11 protein-coding genes are annotated in these 16,040 nt (G+C 68.1%); 7 read left to right on the top strand and 4 right to left on the bottom strand.

Translation table 11 applies throughout. The annotated features are described in order from the left end of the window. Nucleotides 1–118 precede the first annotated feature (118 nt). Nucleotides 119–2,407, top strand: a complete 2,289-nt coding sequence (locus AC069H_RS18060; RefSeq protein ID WP_478233076.1) for an ATP-binding protein — start codon at nucleotides 119–121, stop codon at nucleotides 2,405–2,407. A gap of 33 nt (nucleotides 2,408–2,440) precedes the next feature. Here AC069H_RS18060 and AC069H_RS18055 read toward each other — a convergent pair whose 3' ends face one another. The 3 genes from AC069H_RS18055 to AC069H_RS18045 form a co-directional block, all read right to left on the bottom strand. Next, nucleotides 2,441–3,301, bottom strand: coding sequence for a dienelactone hydrolase family protein (locus AC069H_RS18055; RefSeq protein WP_478227958.1), 861 nt, complete (start codon nucleotides 3,299–3,301; stop codon nucleotides 2,441–2,443). Nucleotides 3,302–3,662: 361 nt separating this feature from the next. Beyond that, nucleotides 3,663–4,853 carry an oxygenase MpaB family protein gene (locus tag AC069H_RS18050; protein WP_478233075.1) on the bottom strand — a complete coding sequence of 397 codons (1,191 nt, stop codon included), beginning with the start codon at nucleotides 4,851–4,853 and terminating at the stop codon, nucleotides 3,663–3,665. A 43-nt stretch (nucleotides 4,854–4,896) separates the two neighbouring features. Next, nucleotides 4,897–6,441: an AMP-binding protein gene (locus AC069H_RS18045; protein WP_478233074.1), complete on the bottom strand. Its 1,545-nt coding sequence runs from the start codon at nucleotides 6,439–6,441 to the stop codon at nucleotides 4,897–4,899. Nucleotides 6,442–6,636: 195 nt separating this feature from the next. On the opposite strand from AC069H_RS18045, the gene AC069H_RS18040 reads away from it, so the two are divergent. Further along, entirely contained in the window at nucleotides 6,637–7,800 is a 1,164-nt protein-coding gene (locus AC069H_RS18040; RefSeq protein WP_478233073.1) for a TetR/AcrR family transcriptional regulator, read from the top strand. 10 nt (nucleotides 7,801–7,810) lie between these two features. On the opposite strand, the gene AC069H_RS18035 is transcribed toward AC069H_RS18040, so the two are convergent. After that, on the bottom strand, nucleotides 7,811–8,572 hold the full coding sequence (locus AC069H_RS18035; protein WP_478233072.1) for an IclR family transcriptional regulator: 762 nt from the start codon (nucleotides 8,570–8,572) through the stop codon (nucleotides 7,811–7,813). A 55-nt stretch (nucleotides 8,573–8,627) separates the two neighbouring features. Between AC069H_RS18035 and AC069H_RS18030 the strand changes: the two genes are divergently transcribed. The 5 genes from AC069H_RS18030 (at nucleotide 8,628) to AC069H_RS18010 (ending at nucleotide 15,802) form a co-directional block, all read left to right on the top strand. Continuing rightward, on the top strand, nucleotides 8,628–9,608 hold the full coding sequence (locus tag AC069H_RS18030) for a 2-dehydro-3-deoxygalactonokinase (protein WP_478233071.1): 981 nt from the start codon (nucleotides 8,628–8,630) through the stop codon (nucleotides 9,606–9,608). Continuing rightward, a complete protein-coding gene (locus AC069H_RS18025; RefSeq protein WP_478233070.1) occupies nucleotides 9,605–10,201 on the top strand; it encodes a 2-dehydro-3-deoxy-6-phosphogalactonate aldolase in 597 nt (198 codons plus the stop codon). The genes AC069H_RS18030 and AC069H_RS18025 overlap by 4 nt, the downstream gene beginning before the upstream one ends. A gap of 11 nt (nucleotides 10,202–10,212) precedes the next feature. Further along, nucleotides 10,213–11,361 (top strand): galactonate dehydratase, encoded by a 1,149-nt coding sequence (gene dgoD, locus AC069H_RS18020; protein WP_478233069.1) that lies wholly within the window; start codon nucleotides 10,213–10,215, stop codon nucleotides 11,359–11,361. A 5-nt stretch (nucleotides 11,362–11,366) separates the two neighbouring features. After that, on the top strand, nucleotides 11,367–12,668 hold the full coding sequence (locus tag AC069H_RS18015; RefSeq protein ID WP_478227950.1) for an MFS transporter: 1,302 nt from the start codon (nucleotides 11,367–11,369) through the stop codon (nucleotides 12,666–12,668). A gap of 107 nt (nucleotides 12,669–12,775) precedes the next feature. Then, a complete protein-coding gene (locus AC069H_RS18010) occupies nucleotides 12,776–15,802 on the top strand; it encodes an NACHT domain-containing protein (protein ID WP_478233068.1) in 3,027 nt (1,008 codons plus the stop codon). Nucleotides 15,803–16,040: the final 238 nt, after the last annotated feature.

Raw genomic sequence — 16,040 nt, 5'->3', positions numbered from 1 at the left:
GTGTCAGGTCGTCACCGCGGCATTATGCGGCAGGGTCCGGGCTGTGGTGTGAACAGCCCACGCCTCCCCGGCAGGCATGCTTCGATAGGGGATCAACGGTTCGGCGGGTGATGACGACATGACGAGCGACAGTGAGGTCCGGCGGCGGCCCCTGACGAGTTACGTCAGCCGTGCGGTCGACGAGAACGAGGTCCGGCGGCTGCTCGGCGCGGGACGTCTGGTGACCTTGACCGGCGCCGGCGGGGTGGGCAAGACCCGGCTGGCCGCACAGGTGGCCAGTTCGCTCACCCGGGACTTCCCCGGCGGCGTCGCCGTCGCCGGGCTGGGGGAGTTGCGAGACGAACGGCTCGTCCCGCGCGCGGTCGCCGACAGCCTCGGCCTGCACGACACGGCGGGCCACACCGACCTGGACGCCGTCGTCGCGTATCTGCGTCCCCGGCGGTCGTTGCTGTTGCTGGACAACTGCGAGCATCTCCGCGACGGCAGCGTGGACCTGGTGACGGCGTTGCTGCGCGACTGCCGGGACCTCGTGGTCCTGGCCACCAGCCGCTGCTCCCTGGGGCTCGCCGGTGAGCAGGTTCTGACGCTCCCGCCCTTGGCCGTGCCCCCCGACGACGAGATCACCACAGCTGAAGCGGCGCTCACGTTCGGCGCGGTACGGCTGTTCGCGGAGCGTGCCGCCAATGTCCTGCCCGCGTTCGAGGTCACCGAAGGCAATGTCGCGGATGTCGTGCGCCTCTGCCGTGGCCTCGACGGATTGCCGCTGGCGATCGAACTGGCGGCGGCCCGGATCCGTGCCTTGTCGCCGTCGCAGATCGCCGATCGGGTCGAGAAGAACTCGGGGGTGCTGGCCAGCGGCCTCCGGATGCCCGTCGAGCGGCATCGGACGCTTCGCGCCACGATCGAGTGGAGTCACTCCCTCTGCACCGAGACCGAGCGGCTCGTCTGGGCACGCTGTTCGGTGTTCGCGGGGCAGTTCGACCTGTCCGCGGTCGAGGCCGTCTGTGCCGAGGACGGCGGTCTGGGCTCCCTGGCCGTACTGGACGCGGTGGACGGTTTGGTCGACAAATCGGTGCTGGGCCGGATCGACGGCACGGACAAGGTCCACTACCGGATGCTCCGGCTCCTCCGTGAATACGGCGGACGACAGCTCGCCGATTCCGGAGACGAGCTCGCCGTGGCGAGGAAGCACCGTGACCACTATGCCCGGCTTATCGCCCAGGCCGCCGACACCTGGTTCGGGCCGGGGCAGGACGAGACGTACGACCGCCTGACAGCCGCCCACGCCGACATCCGCGAAGCGCTGTCGTGGTCGCTTCGCACTCCCGGTGAAAGCCCAGTGGCGCTGGAGATGGCCACCGGCACGATCGAATACTGGGTGGCCCGCGGTGCGGCTTGGGAACTGCGGGACTGGATCGATCGCGCGCTCGACGTGGCGCCGCCGGAGACCCCCGGCCGGGCCAGGGGGCTGGCGATCGCGGCCCTGTGCGCCGCGCTGCACGCGGACCTGCCGCGTGCCCGGCGGCGGCTGGGCGCCGCCGAGGCGATCGAGGACGAAGACGCGGCTCCCTGCATCGCACACGCGAGTGCCTTCGTGAGAATGCTGTCGACCGAACCGAACAGCATGTTCCGTGCGGCTGAGGCCGTGCGGCTGTTCGGTGAGCGAGGCGACGTACGACGTCAGATGCACCCGATGTTCATCCAGGGGGTCGCTCTGGCCTACCGAGGGGATCTTCCGGGAGCGCGGGCGCTGCTGGGCTCGATGCGCCGTCTGTGCGAGGAAGCGGGGGAGTACCGGTATCGCTCCATGGCCTTGTTCGGGCTGGGGGTCGCCGAGGTCTGTTTCGGCGGAGACCTCGACGAAGGGGACCGCTGCATCCGCGCCGCGCTGGAGATCGACCTCCGCGCCTCCGACGTGCTGTCCGCGGCATATCGGGTGGACGGCCTGGCCTGGGTGGCCGCACGGCGCGAGGATTGGGTGCGTGCGGCGGAACTGTTCGGGACGGCCGCCACGCTTTGGGACCGCTGCGGTGCCGAGCCCGACGTAGCCGTCACCATGAGCCACCGGATGTTCCACCAGGCCACCCGGGATGCCTTGGGGGAGGGGCGGTTCGACGCCGCGTTCGCCGAGGGGCGGCGGCGGAACCCACATGACGCCTTGAGCGGTCCGCCGTCCGTGCCCGTAGACGAACCGGCCGTGCTCGCGCCGCTGACGCCCCGCGAATCGGAGATCGCGCGGCTCGTGGCGGCCGGGCTGAGCAACCGGGAGATCGCGGCGAGGCTGGTCATCGCCCGGCGCACGGTGGAGACGCATCTGCAGCACATCTCGCACAAGCTCGACTTCGTCAACCGGACCCAGCTGGCCGTCTGGGTCGAGCAGCGTGACGCCGCCCGCGGGCCGCTGTGACCTCGGGGGAGCACAGCGGCCGCGGACGGAGTGTCAGCCGATCGGGCAGGTTCCCTGGTATACGGCGATCTTCGGGTCGTTCGCCGGAAGCGGGCACAGGAACTGGTCGTACCTGGTGTCCTGGTCCACGAAGCGTTTCAGCCACGAAAGGCTGTACTTCGCGATGGTCACGTTCGGGTTCGTGGGCGCCATGTGGCCTGCCCCGGCCAGCAGCATGTACGCCTTGTCCAGCGACGCGGGAAGGCTTTGGTAGAACGGCCGGGAGTGGGAGCCGTCCGGGGCGATGAAGTCGTTCTGGGCACTGACGACGAAGGTGGGGACCTTCAGGTCGGAGAACGTCGTGTTCGGATTCCAGCCCGTCAGCGGGATGGCCGCTTTCAACGTGGGCGCCTTCTGCGACGCGATCAACGCTCCGCCGCCGCCCATCGAATGCCCCATGACGGCCAGCCTGTCCCGGTCCACGCGGCTCTTGGCCTGGCTCGAGTCGGTGACGTAACGCAGCGCCGCGAGCAGCTGGTCGGATCGCTTGTCCGGGGTGTCCCAGGTGCTCTTGGTCGAGAACGTGATGACGACGAAACCCTGGGAAGCCAGCCGCGGGCCGTACCAGGCGATCGCCGCCTCCGACTCCAGGAAGCCGGGCGCGATCGCGATCGCGCCGAACGTGCCCTGGCCGGTGTCGGTCGGGTAGTGGATCGTCCCGCCTCCGAAACCCTGCCCGGCGGGGACTTTTTCGGTGGCGGTCTGGAACGAGCCGCGATCCGCTTCGATACTGGCTTTCGTCGGTGCCGGGCCGCGGGCATAGGGACTCTCTTCGGCGGCGGCCGGTACCGCCGCCACGACAAGTGCGGTCACCGCACTGAGAACCGCGGCGCCCCACTGTGATCCACGCTTCATCGCGCATGTCCTCTCGGGAGAACCGTTCCGAGGCCGGAACGGATTCCCAGATATAGCGGGACCCCGTCGGGGCACGCGTCGTGGAATTTACTGAGAAGCGGAAAATTGTCACGCCAAGGTGGATTTCGGGCTCGTGAGTGGTAAGGACGGTTAGAGCCAACGGTGTCTTGCGTACCTACCGGAGGTGACTGCCGGTCGATCGCGGGTCCGTGAAGGCCTCCTTCCCTACGCTCAAGGTAGGGAAGGAGGCCTTCACGGACACCAGAACGCCGGCAACGGCACGTTCAGGCTGGTCCAGGTCCCCTCGTGAGTGTTTCGGGTCGCTAGAACCGTCCTTACCACTCACGAGGCGGCGGTGCGGTCAGGCGCCTGGCCGGTTCCCGGTGGGGATCGTGATGGAGGTGGTCGTCGGCGAGGTGCCCTTGTTGAGGAACAACATCGCCAGCGCGCGCACCAGCTGGTCGAACATGTAAAACCCTGCGGGCATGACCGGGATCAGCCCCTCGCGGAAGGCGATGTAGGCGGGCCACGCGGTGCGGATGAGGGCGGCGGACGCGTAGTCGCGGCGCAGTCCGAGCCAGTCGCCGATCGCGTCGCTCAGCACGTAGCGCACGAATTCGTTGAGGAATCCGCGAGTGACGCCCAGATCGATCTGCGCGGTCAGCCCGAGCAGGTCTTCGGCGAGCTCTTTTCCTTCGTGCGACGGGGAAAGGATCGGGGTGAGCACCTGCGCCGACTGCGCGTGCGCGGCGGCCCACGTCTTCGGGATGAACTCCTCCCGTACGCCGAGCAGGTGGATGGCGACCTGCCACATGTGGAGGAAAGCGTCTTCGTCGGCGGCCGACATCGGGACTTTCCACTCGCGCAGCTTCCGGTGCACGTAGGTGCCGAGGCTGTGGAAGGTGACCAGGATGTCGCCGTTGCTGATCGGGATCCGCTCGTCCGCGACGGCCTTCCAGTGCGCCGACTGCGGCAGCAGATGCCGCACCGCGGCGTGCACGAGCCGGGTCTTGTTGGCGGTGACCACGAACTGGCCGTCGGGCTCGAAAGCGTTCAGATCGCTCAGGTCGTAGCCGAAGGTGAACGTCTTGGCCGCGCGGTCCTGCATGTCGGCCCCGCCCGCGGACCAGTAGACCGATTTGGCCTCACGCGGGATGACGGTGCTCATGATGCCGCTGCCGAGCCCGTACAGCATGAACAGGTACGTGTCCTTGCGCCGGTTGAAATCGGCCGCGCGGCGCAACTTCGCGGGGTCGGCCCAGGACGGGAGCTTGTGGACGCGCTGGAGGTGGCCGGCGAGATCGGCGGGCAGGCCGCCGGGCAGCGGATCGTTGTTGTCCACCCAGGATCCCATCGCGGTGTTGACCGCCGGAACCTGGCCCGCCTCGAGGATCCTCGCCATGATGCGGTCGATTTCGTCGTCCCAGACCCACCACGGGTCGGCGGCCGAACCGGCCGGTGTCGCACTCCAGGCCGGTGCGACGCTCGCCGCGCCCACCAGCCCCAAGGCGACACCGAGGGACAGGACATTCCTCCTGCTGAGATCGCTCATTTACTGACCTAACTTCCTTGGTAGGCATCCGATGAGTGATTCGCTAGTGATGTGCGCGTTTCCCGTCCAGGTCGCGGAGCGAACCCTTGACCACTTTCCCGCCCGCGTTGCGCGGGAGTTCGGGGACCACCACGAGGTCCTTGGGCATTTTGAAGGACGCGAGCCTGCCGTCGAGGAATTCGTTCAGTTCCGCCAAGGACGGTGCGGCGTCCGGCGGGGTGGTGACGAACACGACCGGCACCTGGCCCCAGCGCTCGTCGGCCCGGCCGATCACGGCGACCTCCCGTACCGATGGATGCGCGGAGATCGCGTTCTCCAGTTCGGCGCAATAGATGTTCTCGCCGCCGCTGATGATCATGTCCTTTTTGCGGTCGACCACCCAGATGAAGCCGTCTTCGTCCTGGGAAACCAAATCGCCGGAGTGGAACCAGCCACCGGAAAAGGCTTCCGCGGTCTCCCGCGGTTTCTTCCAGTACCCCTCGGTCACCGTCGGACCGCGATAGACGATCTCTCCCACCTCGCCCGGTGCGACGTCGTTCATGTCGTCGTCCACGACGCGGTACTGGAGAGTCGGGATCGGTTTGCCGACGGAACCGAGTTTGCGGATCGAGTCCTCGCCGCTGAGGACGCACGTGATCGGGGATGTCTCGGTCTGGCCGAACACGGCCACGTTGAGGGCGCCGGGGAACCTTTCGGCCATGGCGAGGAGTGTCGCCCTGGTCGCGGGAGCCGCACCCCAGCTGATGATCCGTAGTTTCAGGTCACGCTCGGCGATATCCGGCTGGGCGCAGATCAGATCCCATTGCTGGGGAACGTTGAACACCACGGTTGCGCCTTCGCGTTCGTAGGCGTCGAGCACCGCGCGCGGATCGAAGGCGCCCAGTGGATGGATCACGACCACGCCGCCGACCAGGAAGTTCGCCACGATCGACCCCAGGCCCGCGATGTGGAAGAAGGGCGCGGTCAGGAAGGCGACGTCGGTGTCGTCGAAGATCTTCATCGCCCGGATGCAGGTGATCGCCTGCATCTGCAGATTGCGATGGGACAGCATCACCCCTTTCGGTCTGCCGGTGGTGCCCGAGGTGTACATGATCAGTGCCGTCGACTCCTCGCTGACGTCCGGCGGTTCCAGCGGTTCGTGCGCGGTCAGGAATTCCTCGTACGACTCGCCGAGGACGAGCACCGTCCCGATCGACGCCGCGTTCGGCGCGGCGTCGAGCAGGGGCAGAAGCCGCTCGTCGACGACGATGGCGGAGGGTGCGCAGTCGGCCAGGATGTAGTCGAGTTCCGCCGGCGCGAGCCGGAAGCTGAGCGGGACGGCCATGGCGCCCAGGCTGTTCGCCGCGAATACGGTTTCCACGAACCACGGGTGATTCAGGGTCAGCGTGGCCACCCGATGGCCTTCGGCGACACCTCGTGCGGCGAGACCGGCGGCCAACTGCAACGACCGCCGGGAGAGCCCCGCCCAGGTGGTCGTCTCCCCGAGGTACCGCAGGGCGGGTTTGTCCGGTCGCATCATCGCGTGCGTCGCCGCGTGCGCCATCCAGTGATGCCGGAAGGACGAGGCGGGAGCCGAAGCGGTCGACATGGCCATCCTCAGGTATCGGAGCGGACTGGTCGCGAAGCCAGTATGCATGCCAAGCCGCCGGTTGAGAACCCATAAGTTAATCGGGAATCACATCGGGACGCCGTTCTCCCCGTAGAGCTCCCGTGGCGTTGATCCGGTTCGTGGTTGACTTCCCCGCATGGTCCTGTTCCCGTCCGCAGCCGATCGGAATCCGCGATGAGCGCCGACTCGACCGCGGCCGTCCGGCCCCGCAACCGCAAGCAGACGATCGTCGACGCGGCCGGGCGGATCTTCAGCGAACACGGCTACCACGCGGCGTCGATGGAGGAGATCGCCGCCGACGTGGGCATCACCGCGGCGGCCCTGTACCGGCACTTCCCGAACAAGTACGCGTTGTTCGCCGCTTGCGCGAACGTCATGGCCGACCGGCTCGTCGCCACTCTTGACGAGGCCGCACCCGGCGCGCCGCTGGCGGACGTGCTCGCCGCCGTCACGCGGGGCACCGTCACCCATCGCGCGTCGAGCGGCTTGTACCGCTGGGAATCCCGATATCTCGACCGCGAAGACCGGCACTCACTCGCGGTGAAGTTCGGGCAGATCGTGGACCGGGTGACCGAAGCGGTGCGGCGGGAGTACCCGCTCCCCGACGCGGGCCTGCGGGCCGTGGCCGCGCTCGGCGTGATCGGGTCCATCACGATGCACCGCACGTCGATCGCCCAACGCCGGGTCGAAGAGGTGCTGGTGGAGTCGGCGCTGCGGGTGGCCGCGACCGACCCGGCGACAGGCGGCGCGGGCACGCACGCCGTCGAGCTGCCGTCCAGCCCGGCGTCGCGCACCAGGCGTTCGGAGATCATCGCGGCCGCCATCCCGTTGTTCGAACAGGACGGGTTCGCCACCGTCACGAACGGCCGGATCGCCGAAGCCGTGGGGCTGGTGCCGTCCGCGCTCTACCGGTATTTCCCCGGTAAGGCCGACATTCTCGCCGCCGCATGCCTCCAGGCCGCGGGGATTCTCGCCCAGGCGGTGGAACAGAACCTGCGCGGTGTCGACGACCCGGGCCATGCTCTGCTCGCGCTGGCGCGGACGTATGTGGCGTACAGCTTCGAGCACACCGCGCTCACGAGCGTCGCCAACGCCGAGCTGGCGGGCCTCCCCGCGGCTCTTCAGCGGCCCTTGGTCAGCGCGCAGCGCGAGCACATCGCCGTCTGGGAACGGGAATTACGGTCGGCGCGGCCGGAACTCGACCAGCGTCAGGCGAGGGTGCTCGTGCACGCGGGTTTCGGGGTGGTGGTCGAAGCGGGCCGGAAGCTGCGGTGGGAAGACGTCCCCGCCAATCGTGACGCCGTCAGCGCGTTGCTCGTGGGCGCACTGGGAGTCTGACGAACCGTCCCTACGGTTCGCGGTGGCCCAGCCCGGCGGAGACCTGGCGTGCCGCACGGCCGACGACGCGGTTCAGGCCGCGCATCCGGGCGGCGGGCATGTACGGCCGGGTCGCCGAAACGCTGATGGCGCCGGCGATCGCGCCGGTGGCGTCCCGGATCGGCGCCGCGACACAACGGATACCCGGTTCGTTGTCCTCCAGGTCCATCGCCACCCCGGACTCCGCGTACTCGCGCATTCGCGCCAGGAACGCGTCGACGTCCTCCGGGTGCACCCGGCCTGGTTCCGCCGGGGACTCGGCCAGGTACAGCTCCCGCCACTCGGGGGCGGAGTCCAGCAGCAGTGCCATGCCGACACCGGTGCGGGTCAACGGCATCCGGTGACCGATGCGGGAGCGCATCTCCGCGCCTCGCGAACCCGGCAGCTTGTCCAGATACAGCACGGAATCCCCGTCGCGGACGGCCAGGTGAACCGTGTCCCGCAACTGCTCGGCCAGCTCCTCCAGCACCGGCCGGGCGACCACCGGCAGCGGACTCCCGTGCAGGGCCTGGAAACCCAGTTCGATCAGGGTGGGCCCGAGCGTGTAGCCGTCCCGTCCGCTGCGCAGGTAACCCTCGCTGACCAGCAGCTGGACCAGCCGGTGCGCGGTGCTGCGGCCCAGGCCGGTGTGGTCGACCAGCGTGCGGAGGTCGGTCGCGCCGTTCGCGACCGCGCGGATCACCGCGAGGCCGCGGGCGAGGGTCTGGGTGCCGGGCGGTGCCGTGTCGGACATCCCTGGATCCTACATATAGGGACGGTGATCGCATTATCGGGAACACGACCGCACGATGTCGCTCGTGACGGACACTGAACCCGCCTTGATCGCGCTCGACTGGGGGACCTCCGGTCAGCGCGCCTGGCTGCTCGGCGGGGACGGCGAGATCCTGGCCGCCCGCGACGCCGGGCGCGGACTGCTCACCACCACCGAGGCCGTGGACCTCCGGGACCCGCGAGCCAGGGCGGCCGCCTACGAGTCGGCCTTCCGGCAGGCCTGCGGCGACTGGCTGACCGCGTATCCCGGGCTTCCCGCGCTCGCGTCCGGGATGGTGGGCAGCGCGCAGGGCTGGACCGACTCCGGCTATCGCACCGTCCCGGCGGCGCTCGACTTCCCTTCGCTCGTCCCGGTTTCCCACCGCGACGGCGTGCTCCACCTCGTGCCGGGACTGCGGATCCCGTCCGGCGACGATCCGGGTGACGTGATCCGCGGCGAGGAAACGCAACTCGTCGGCGCCCTCGAGACGCTCGGGCACCCTGATGGACCGCTCACCGTGGTGCTCCCCGGGACGCACAGCAAATGGGTCCGCGTCGAGAACGGGATCGTCACCGGCTTCACCACCGCGATGACCGGCGAACTGTACGGATTGCTGATCGCACACGGCATCCTCGCCCGCACGGCCGCCGATCCGGTCGCCGACGACGCGGCCTTCTCGCGAGGCCTGGCCGCGGGACGGCGATCGCGAGGGCTCGCCACCGAGGCGTTCGGCGCCCGCCCGCTCGTGCTCGACGGCGTACTGGGACCGGAGTCGCTGCCCGACTACCTCTCCGGCGTCCTGATCGCCGACGAGGTCTCGCATCTGCTGCGGGACTCGGACGACCCCGTCGTGCTCTGCGGAGCCGTCGAACTCTGCCGTCGTTATGCCGCCGCCCTCGCCGAAAGGGGGGTGGAGGCCACCGTGCTTTCCGAGGAGATCACCGCGCGGGGGCTGTGGCGTATCGCGACGGCCGCCGGGCTGCTCGAAGACCGTCTCGAAAGGACACTGAAGCCGTGACCGGTTTGATCGCGATCCTGCGCGGAGTGACCCCGGCCGAGGTCGTCGGCATCGGCCGGGCGCTCGTCGACGCGGGATTCCCCGCCATCGAGGTACCGCTGAACTCGCCGGAGCCGTTCGAGAGCGTCCGCCTGCTCGCGGACGCGTTCGGCGAATGGTGCGAGATCGGCGCGGGCACCGTGCTCACCATCGAAGACGTCGGCCGGGCGCGGGCGGCCGGGGCGCGGATGATCGTGGCGCCCAACACCGACCCCGCGGTGATCTCCGCCGCCGTGGCCGAGGGGATGACGCCGTATCCCGGTGTGGCCACGCCCACCGAGGCCTTCGCCGCGGTGGCCGCGGGAGCGCGGAATCTCAAGTTGTTCCCCGCCGGCGCGGTCGGGATCGGGGGCATGAAGGCGTGGCGCGCCGTGCTGCCGCGCGAGGTCGGGCTGCTGCCTGTCGGCGGCGTCGACGAAACGAACCTGCCGGCCTGGGCCGCCGCCGGGGCGGCCGGGGCGGGGCTGGGTTCCTGCCTCTACCGGCCGGGCGACGGCGCGGACGCGGTCGGCGTCCGTGCCCGCGAATTCTCTGAGATCTGGCACCAGGACTAAGGAAGAAACCCATGAAGATCGTGTCAATGACGACATACCAGGTGCCGCCGCGCTGGTCGTTCCTGAAGATCGAGACCGACGAGGGCGTCACCGGCTGGGGTGAACCGGTCCTGGAGGGCCGGGCCGCTTCGGTGGCCGCCACCGTGGAAGAGCTTTCCGATTACCTGATCGGCAAGGATCCCTCGCGGATCGAGGATCTGTGGACGGTCCTCTACCGCGGCGGGTTCTATCGCGGCGGTGGCATCCACATGAGCGCGCTGGCCGGGATCGACCAGGCCCTGTGGGACATCAAGGGCAAAGCACTCGGCGTCCCGGTCCACGAACTGCTCGGCGGCCGGGTGCGCGATCGGATCAAGGTGTACTCGTGGATCGGCGGCGACCGGCCCGCCGAGACCGCCCGCGCCGCGCGTGAGGTGGTGGATCGCGGATTCAGCGCGGTGAAGATGAACGGCACCGAGGAACTGTCCTATCTGGACACCTGGGACAAGGTCGACCGCTGTGTGGCCAATGTGGACGCGGTGCGGCAGGCGGTCGGTCCGAACATCGGCATCGGGGTGGACTTCCACGGCCGCGTGCACAAACCTATGGCCAAGGTCCTGCTCCGTGAACTGGAGCCGTACCGGCTGATGTTCGTCGAGGAACCGGTGCTGTCCGAGCATGTCGACGGCTTCGCCGACGTCCTCCGCACCTCGCCGATCCCCATCGCGCTCGGCGAACGGCTGTATTCGAGGTGGGATTTCAAGGCGGTCCTGGCCTCGGGCGCCGTCGACATCATCCAGCCGGATCCGTCCCACTGCGGCGGCATCACCGAAGCGCGCAAGATCGCGCACATGGCCGAGGCCTACGACGTCGGACTGGCCCTGCACTGCCCGCTCGGCCCGATCGCGCTGGCGGCCTGCCTGCAGATCGACGCGGGCTGCTACAACGCCACGATCCAGGAACAGAGCCTCGGCATCCACTACAACACGAGCAACGATCTCCTCGACTACCTGGCCGATCCGTCGGTGTTCGCCTACGACGACGGACAGGTCGCCATCCCCCGCGGGCCGGGGCTGGGCATCGAGATCGACGAGGAGTACGTCGCCGAACGCGCGGCCGAGGGACATCGCTGGCGGAATCCGGTGTGGCGGCACACCGACGGCTCGTTCGCGGAATGGTGAGCGCGATGACGACTTCCGTCCAAGCCACCGTGCGCCCGACCCGGTTCCGGGTGCTCATCGCGGTGATGTTGTTCATCACCGTCGTCATCAACTACCTGGACCGCTCGAACCTGTCGATCGCGATGCCCGCGATCGCCGGCGAACTCGAGCTGTCCAAAGCGGAACAAGGCCTGCTCCTGTCGGCCTTCGGCTGGACCTACGCCGCGTTGCAGCTGCCCGGCGGCTGGCTGGTCGACAAGATCCCGCCGCGGCTGCTCTATCCGGCCTGTTTGATCCTGTGGTCGCTCGCGACGTTCTTCATGGGGGTGATCGGCGGATTCGTGGCGCTGATCGCGTTGCGGCTGATGGTCGGGGTCTTCGAGGCGCCCGCCTATCCGATCAACAGCAAGATCGCGACCGTCTGGTTCCCGGAACGCGAACGCGCCACGGCCATCGGTTTCTACACCTCGGGCCAGTTCATCGGCCTCGCGCTGCTGACGCCCGTGCTGTCCTGGCTGCAGACCGTGCTTTCGTGGCACTGGGTGTTCATCGCCACGGGTCTGGTCGGCATCCTCTGGGCGGTGCTCTGGTACGCGAAGTACCGGGAGCCGCGCGACTCGCGGGCCAATGAGGCCGAGGTCGAGCACATCCGCTCCGGCGGCGGCCTGGTGGACCTGCCGCGTGAGCGCCCCGAGCGGACACGCGTCACGCGAGCGGATCTGGCGACCGTGCTCGGCAGCCGGAAGCTGTGGGGAATCTACTTCGGACAGTTCTGCCTGACCTCGACGCTCTGGTTCTTCCTCACCTGGTTCCCCACGTATCTGGTCGAATACCGGGAAATGGACTACATCAAGTCCGGCTTCCTGGCGTCGCTGCCGTTCATCGCGGCGCTGGTCGGTGTGCTGGCTTCCGGTGTCCTGTCGGACTTCCTGGTGCGCCGTGGCGCTTCGCTCGGGGTGGCGAGGAAAGGCCCGATCATCGCCGGTCTGCTGCTGAGCACCGTGATGGTCACGGCGGGCTTCACCGACTCGACCACACTGGTCATCGTCATCCTGTCGATCGCCTTCTTCGGCAACGGGCTCGCGTCGATCACCTGGTCACTGGTCTCCGCGCTGGCCCCGCGACGGCTGCTCGGGCTGACCGGCGGGATGTTCAACTTCATCGGGAACCTGTCGTCGATCGCCACCCCGATCGTCATCGGCCTGATCGTTACCGACGACAGCTTCGCCCCCGGTTTCGCTTACATGACCGTCATAACGATCGCGGGGATCCTGTCCTATGTCTTCCTGGTCGGCAAGGTCGAGCGCGTCGCCGAGCGGGTCACGTAACGGCGGTCGTCGTTCGGGCGACTCCGATACCGGCCGGGTGTACCGTACAGCCATCTTTTCGGGCTGCGACGAGGGAGTGTGCCGACATCGCCGGGTTAGAGGCTGCCTTGCTGAAAGTCGGCGGTGCGCTGGCGAGCCGAGCGGTGCGCGCGTGGCTGACGAGCCGGACCAGCGCGGACCGTCGAGAGATGGAGCTCGCCGAACTGGTCGCGTATCGGTACCCGGTCCTACGGCATCAGCGTGAATTCCGGCGGAAGATGGAGGAAATCGAAGAGCAGGTCGCGGATCGCCTGCAACCCCTGTGCGAGAACGAGTTCCCCGGGTTGCCGGACAACGAACGCGAGGCCGCGACCCTGGCGGTCGCCGATGCGCTCGAGCGGGCCGAACTGACCGACGCGGTGATCTTCCGGGTGGATCTGAACCCCCTCGGCCTGGCGCGCGAGATCAGGGAGCACGCGCCGCAGACGGTGCGCAACGGCGATCTGTCGGAGCCCGCGGGCAAGCTTTTCGATCTCCTTCTGGATCAGGTCTGCTATTACCTGGCCCATCTGATCCGGGACCTGCCCGAGTTCGACGCGAGAGCGTCTGTCGAGATGCTGTCCAGGCTGAGCGGTATCGCAGGCCAGCTCGGTGAGATACTCGACCGGCTTCCGGTGACCGAGCTGAGCGCGTCGAGCGAGGAAGACCAGGACGAGGAGTTCCGGGACGCCTACTTCGAGCTGGTCAGCAATCTGTACGACCGGCTGGAGATTCTCGGCATCACGACGAACTACTACGAGCCGACCATGACCTTGACGGTCGCCTATCTCAGCCTCACCGCGTCCACGGTTTCGAAGGGGCACGAATTCCCCTCGGCGAGGGACAAGACGGAAGCTCCGGTGGGATTCGGTACCGGGGAGCGGGAGCAGGACGTCGTCCGGGTGGGCGATGCCCTCGGCGGTAAACGCCTCGTGCTTCTGCAGGGCGACGCCGGCGCGGGCAAGAGCACGCTTCTCCAATGGATCGCCATCACGGCCGTGCGGCGCAGGTTCGTGGGCAGGCTCTCGGAGTGGAACGGAAAGGTCCCCTTCCTCCTGCGGCTCCGGGACTTCTCGGAGAACCGCCTGCCGAACGGGGACGAGTTCCTGCTGCACGCCAACGCGCCGCAGTGGGGGCCGGTGCCGCAGGGCTGGGTGGACCGTGTCGCCGAGAGCGGGCGAGCGCTGTTCCTGATAGACGGCGTGGACGAACTCCCGGAGCAGGAGCGGGCGAAGGTGCGGGAATGGCTCCGGGTGCTTTGCGCCCGCTTCCCGGAATGCCTGATCGTCGTCACGTCGCGGCCTTCGGAGCGAACCGAGCGGTGGCTCGTGGCCGACAAATTCCACCCGGTGACGCTGGAGCCGATGAATCCGCAGGATGTCCGCATCTTCATCGAACGCTGGCACAACGCGCTGCTGGATTCGACGGCCGGCCGGGACATCGCGCTGCCGTGCCCGAGGGACGACGTCCCCGTCCATCAGCGAAGTCTTCTGCTGCACCTGGATTCGAGGCCGCACCTCCGCGCGCTGGCTCGGAACCCGCTCCTGTGCGCGATGATCTGCGCGCTGAACCTGGACCGCCGGGCCAATCTGCCGCGTGATCGGATGACGCTCTACGAGGCGGCTCTCGACATGCTGCTCGAGCGCCGTGACGCTGACAAGAAGGTGCGCGTCGACGGAGACACCCAGCTGAGCGCGGTCGAGAAACGGGCCATGCTCAGGGCTTTGGCCTGGTGGCTGAACGAGAACGGGCGCGCGGAGATGTCCCGCGAAGAGGCGATTCACCAGCTGCGGCTCAAGATCGGCACGATGCCCGGTGTCACCCAGGCTCCCGAAGAAGTCCTTCGGCATCTCCTGGAGCGCAGCGGCTTGATCCGGCAGCCGGTCATCGGCCGGATCGATTTCGTGCACCGGACCTTCCAGGAGTTCCTCGCGGCCAAGGAGGTCGTCGAACGCGACAGCATCGATCTGCTGATCAACAACGCGAGCTCGGATCTGTGGCGTGAGACGGTTCTCATGGCCTGCTCCCATGCGACCGCGGTCCAGCGCGATCGGCTGCTGAACGGGATCGTCAACAGGGCCTACGATTTCTATCGCGAGGAGGAGGGGCAGTCCCGGCACCGGCTCATGCTTCTCGCCGCGTCGTGCCTGGAAAGCGCCGTGGAGCTATCCGCCGACACCATCGAACGTGTGGAGGCCTGCTTGCATGAGCTGCTGCCTCCGACGAGCTCGGACGAAGTGAGCGCGCTGGCCACCGTGGGACGGCCGCTGTTCCGCGTCCTGCCCTCCGATCTCAGTGACCTTTCGAACTCGCAAGCGGTGTTCTTGGTGCGCACGGTCGCACTGTCGAACGACATCGATGTGCTGAGGGTGCTCGGCGAGTATGCGCGGGATCCGCGCTGGGAGGTCCAGGAGGAGATCGTCGCCTGTGCCCGCTACTTCGACCTCGGTGATTATTGTGATCGCGTACTGAGGGATGCTCCGCTGTTCGACCACGGTATGGAAATCCGGAGCATGGAGTGGGTCGAACATCTCTACAAGCTGCGCAAGCTGGAAAGTGTCGAGATCAAGATCTACCCGGAGAAGGTCGAGGATCTGCGGCCTTTTCGCCGAGTCCGGGCCCTGCGTGGACTGCTGGCGCATGTTGCCGGTGACTGTGCCGTCACACCGTTGTGGGAGCACCGGAACCACTTGCGGTACCTGAATCTCACTTGTGACCGGTCCTTCGTGGAGCTGGAGACGCTCACCGATTTCCGGTCCCTGCGGGAGCTCGCGCTGGCGCCGGCTTCGGGGCTGGGCGACTTGTCCTTCATCGGCATCGCGCTCGGTGGTTTGACGAGGCTGGAGCTTTCCGGTGTCGAACCGGATGCCGACCTGTCGGTGGTCGGCGGCCTCGCCGAATTGCGACGGCTCGGTCTCAAGGACTGCCGTGCGGAGCTCGACCTCTCCGAGCTGGACGGTCTGTCGAAACTGGAGAGGATCGACCTGCGTGGTGCCCTGCCGAAGCTGGATCTGAGTCCCTTGGCCGATCGGCGTATCCGTGTCCTGCTGGATCGCGATCATCGGTACGCCGGGCTGGACTCGCTGGGGCAGCAGGTCGAACTCCAGTTCTTCTGAGCAGACTCGGCGGCGTTCCTCGGGGCCGCGGGCATCGCGGTCGCCGGTGGCTTCCTGGCCATGGCCACCCTGCGCTTCCCCCGGAGCGCGCCGAGCGAAGTCGCCGGAGGTGACCCGGCGGTCGTGCGATGACCGGCTGTACCACCGCGTGGAGGGCGAGACCGTTCGAGGTCCGCCCTCCACACGGCGTTTTCGGGGCTGGGCTCACATTTCGCGGTGCCGTGTCGTCGGTTGGGCA

This window comes from Amycolatopsis sp. NPDC043887 (genome assembly GCF_056435665.1).
The sequence above is the reverse complement of the archived record's forward strand: the minus strand, read 5'-3'. Positions and strand labels throughout refer to the sequence as shown.

Excerpts from the sequence above, each read along its gene's own strand:
- AC069H_RS18040 (WP_478233073.1), top strand. The coding sequence starts at position 6,637 with ATGAGCGCCGACTCGACCGCGGCCGTCCGGCCCCGCAACCGCAAGCAG.
- AC069H_RS18035 (WP_478233072.1), bottom strand. The coding sequence starts at position 8,572 with ATGTCCGACACGGCACCGCCCGGCACCCAGACCCTCGCCCGCGGCCTC.
- AC069H_RS18050 (WP_478233075.1), bottom strand. The coding sequence starts at position 4,853 with ATGAGCGATCTCAGCAGGAGGAATGTCCTGTCCCTCGGTGTCGCCTTG.
- AC069H_RS18015 (WP_478227950.1), top strand. The coding sequence starts at position 11,367 with ATGACGACTTCCGTCCAAGCCACCGTGCGCCCGACCCGGTTCCGGGTG.
- dgoD (WP_478233069.1), top strand. The coding sequence starts at position 10,213 with ATGAAGATCGTGTCAATGACGACATACCAGGTGCCGCCGCGCTGGTCG.
- AC069H_RS18045 (WP_478233074.1), bottom strand. The coding sequence starts at position 6,441 with ATGTCGACCGCTTCGGCTCCCGCCTCGTCCTTCCGGCATCACTGGATG.
- AC069H_RS18060 (WP_478233076.1), top strand. The coding sequence starts at position 119 with ATGACGAGCGACAGTGAGGTCCGGCGGCGGCCCCTGACGAGTTACGTC.
- AC069H_RS18055 (WP_478227958.1), bottom strand. The coding sequence starts at position 3,301 with ATGAAGCGTGGATCACAGTGGGGCGCCGCGGTTCTCAGTGCGGTGACC.
- AC069H_RS18030 (WP_478233071.1), top strand. The coding sequence starts at position 8,628 with ATGTCGCTCGTGACGGACACTGAACCCGCCTTGATCGCGCTCGACTGG.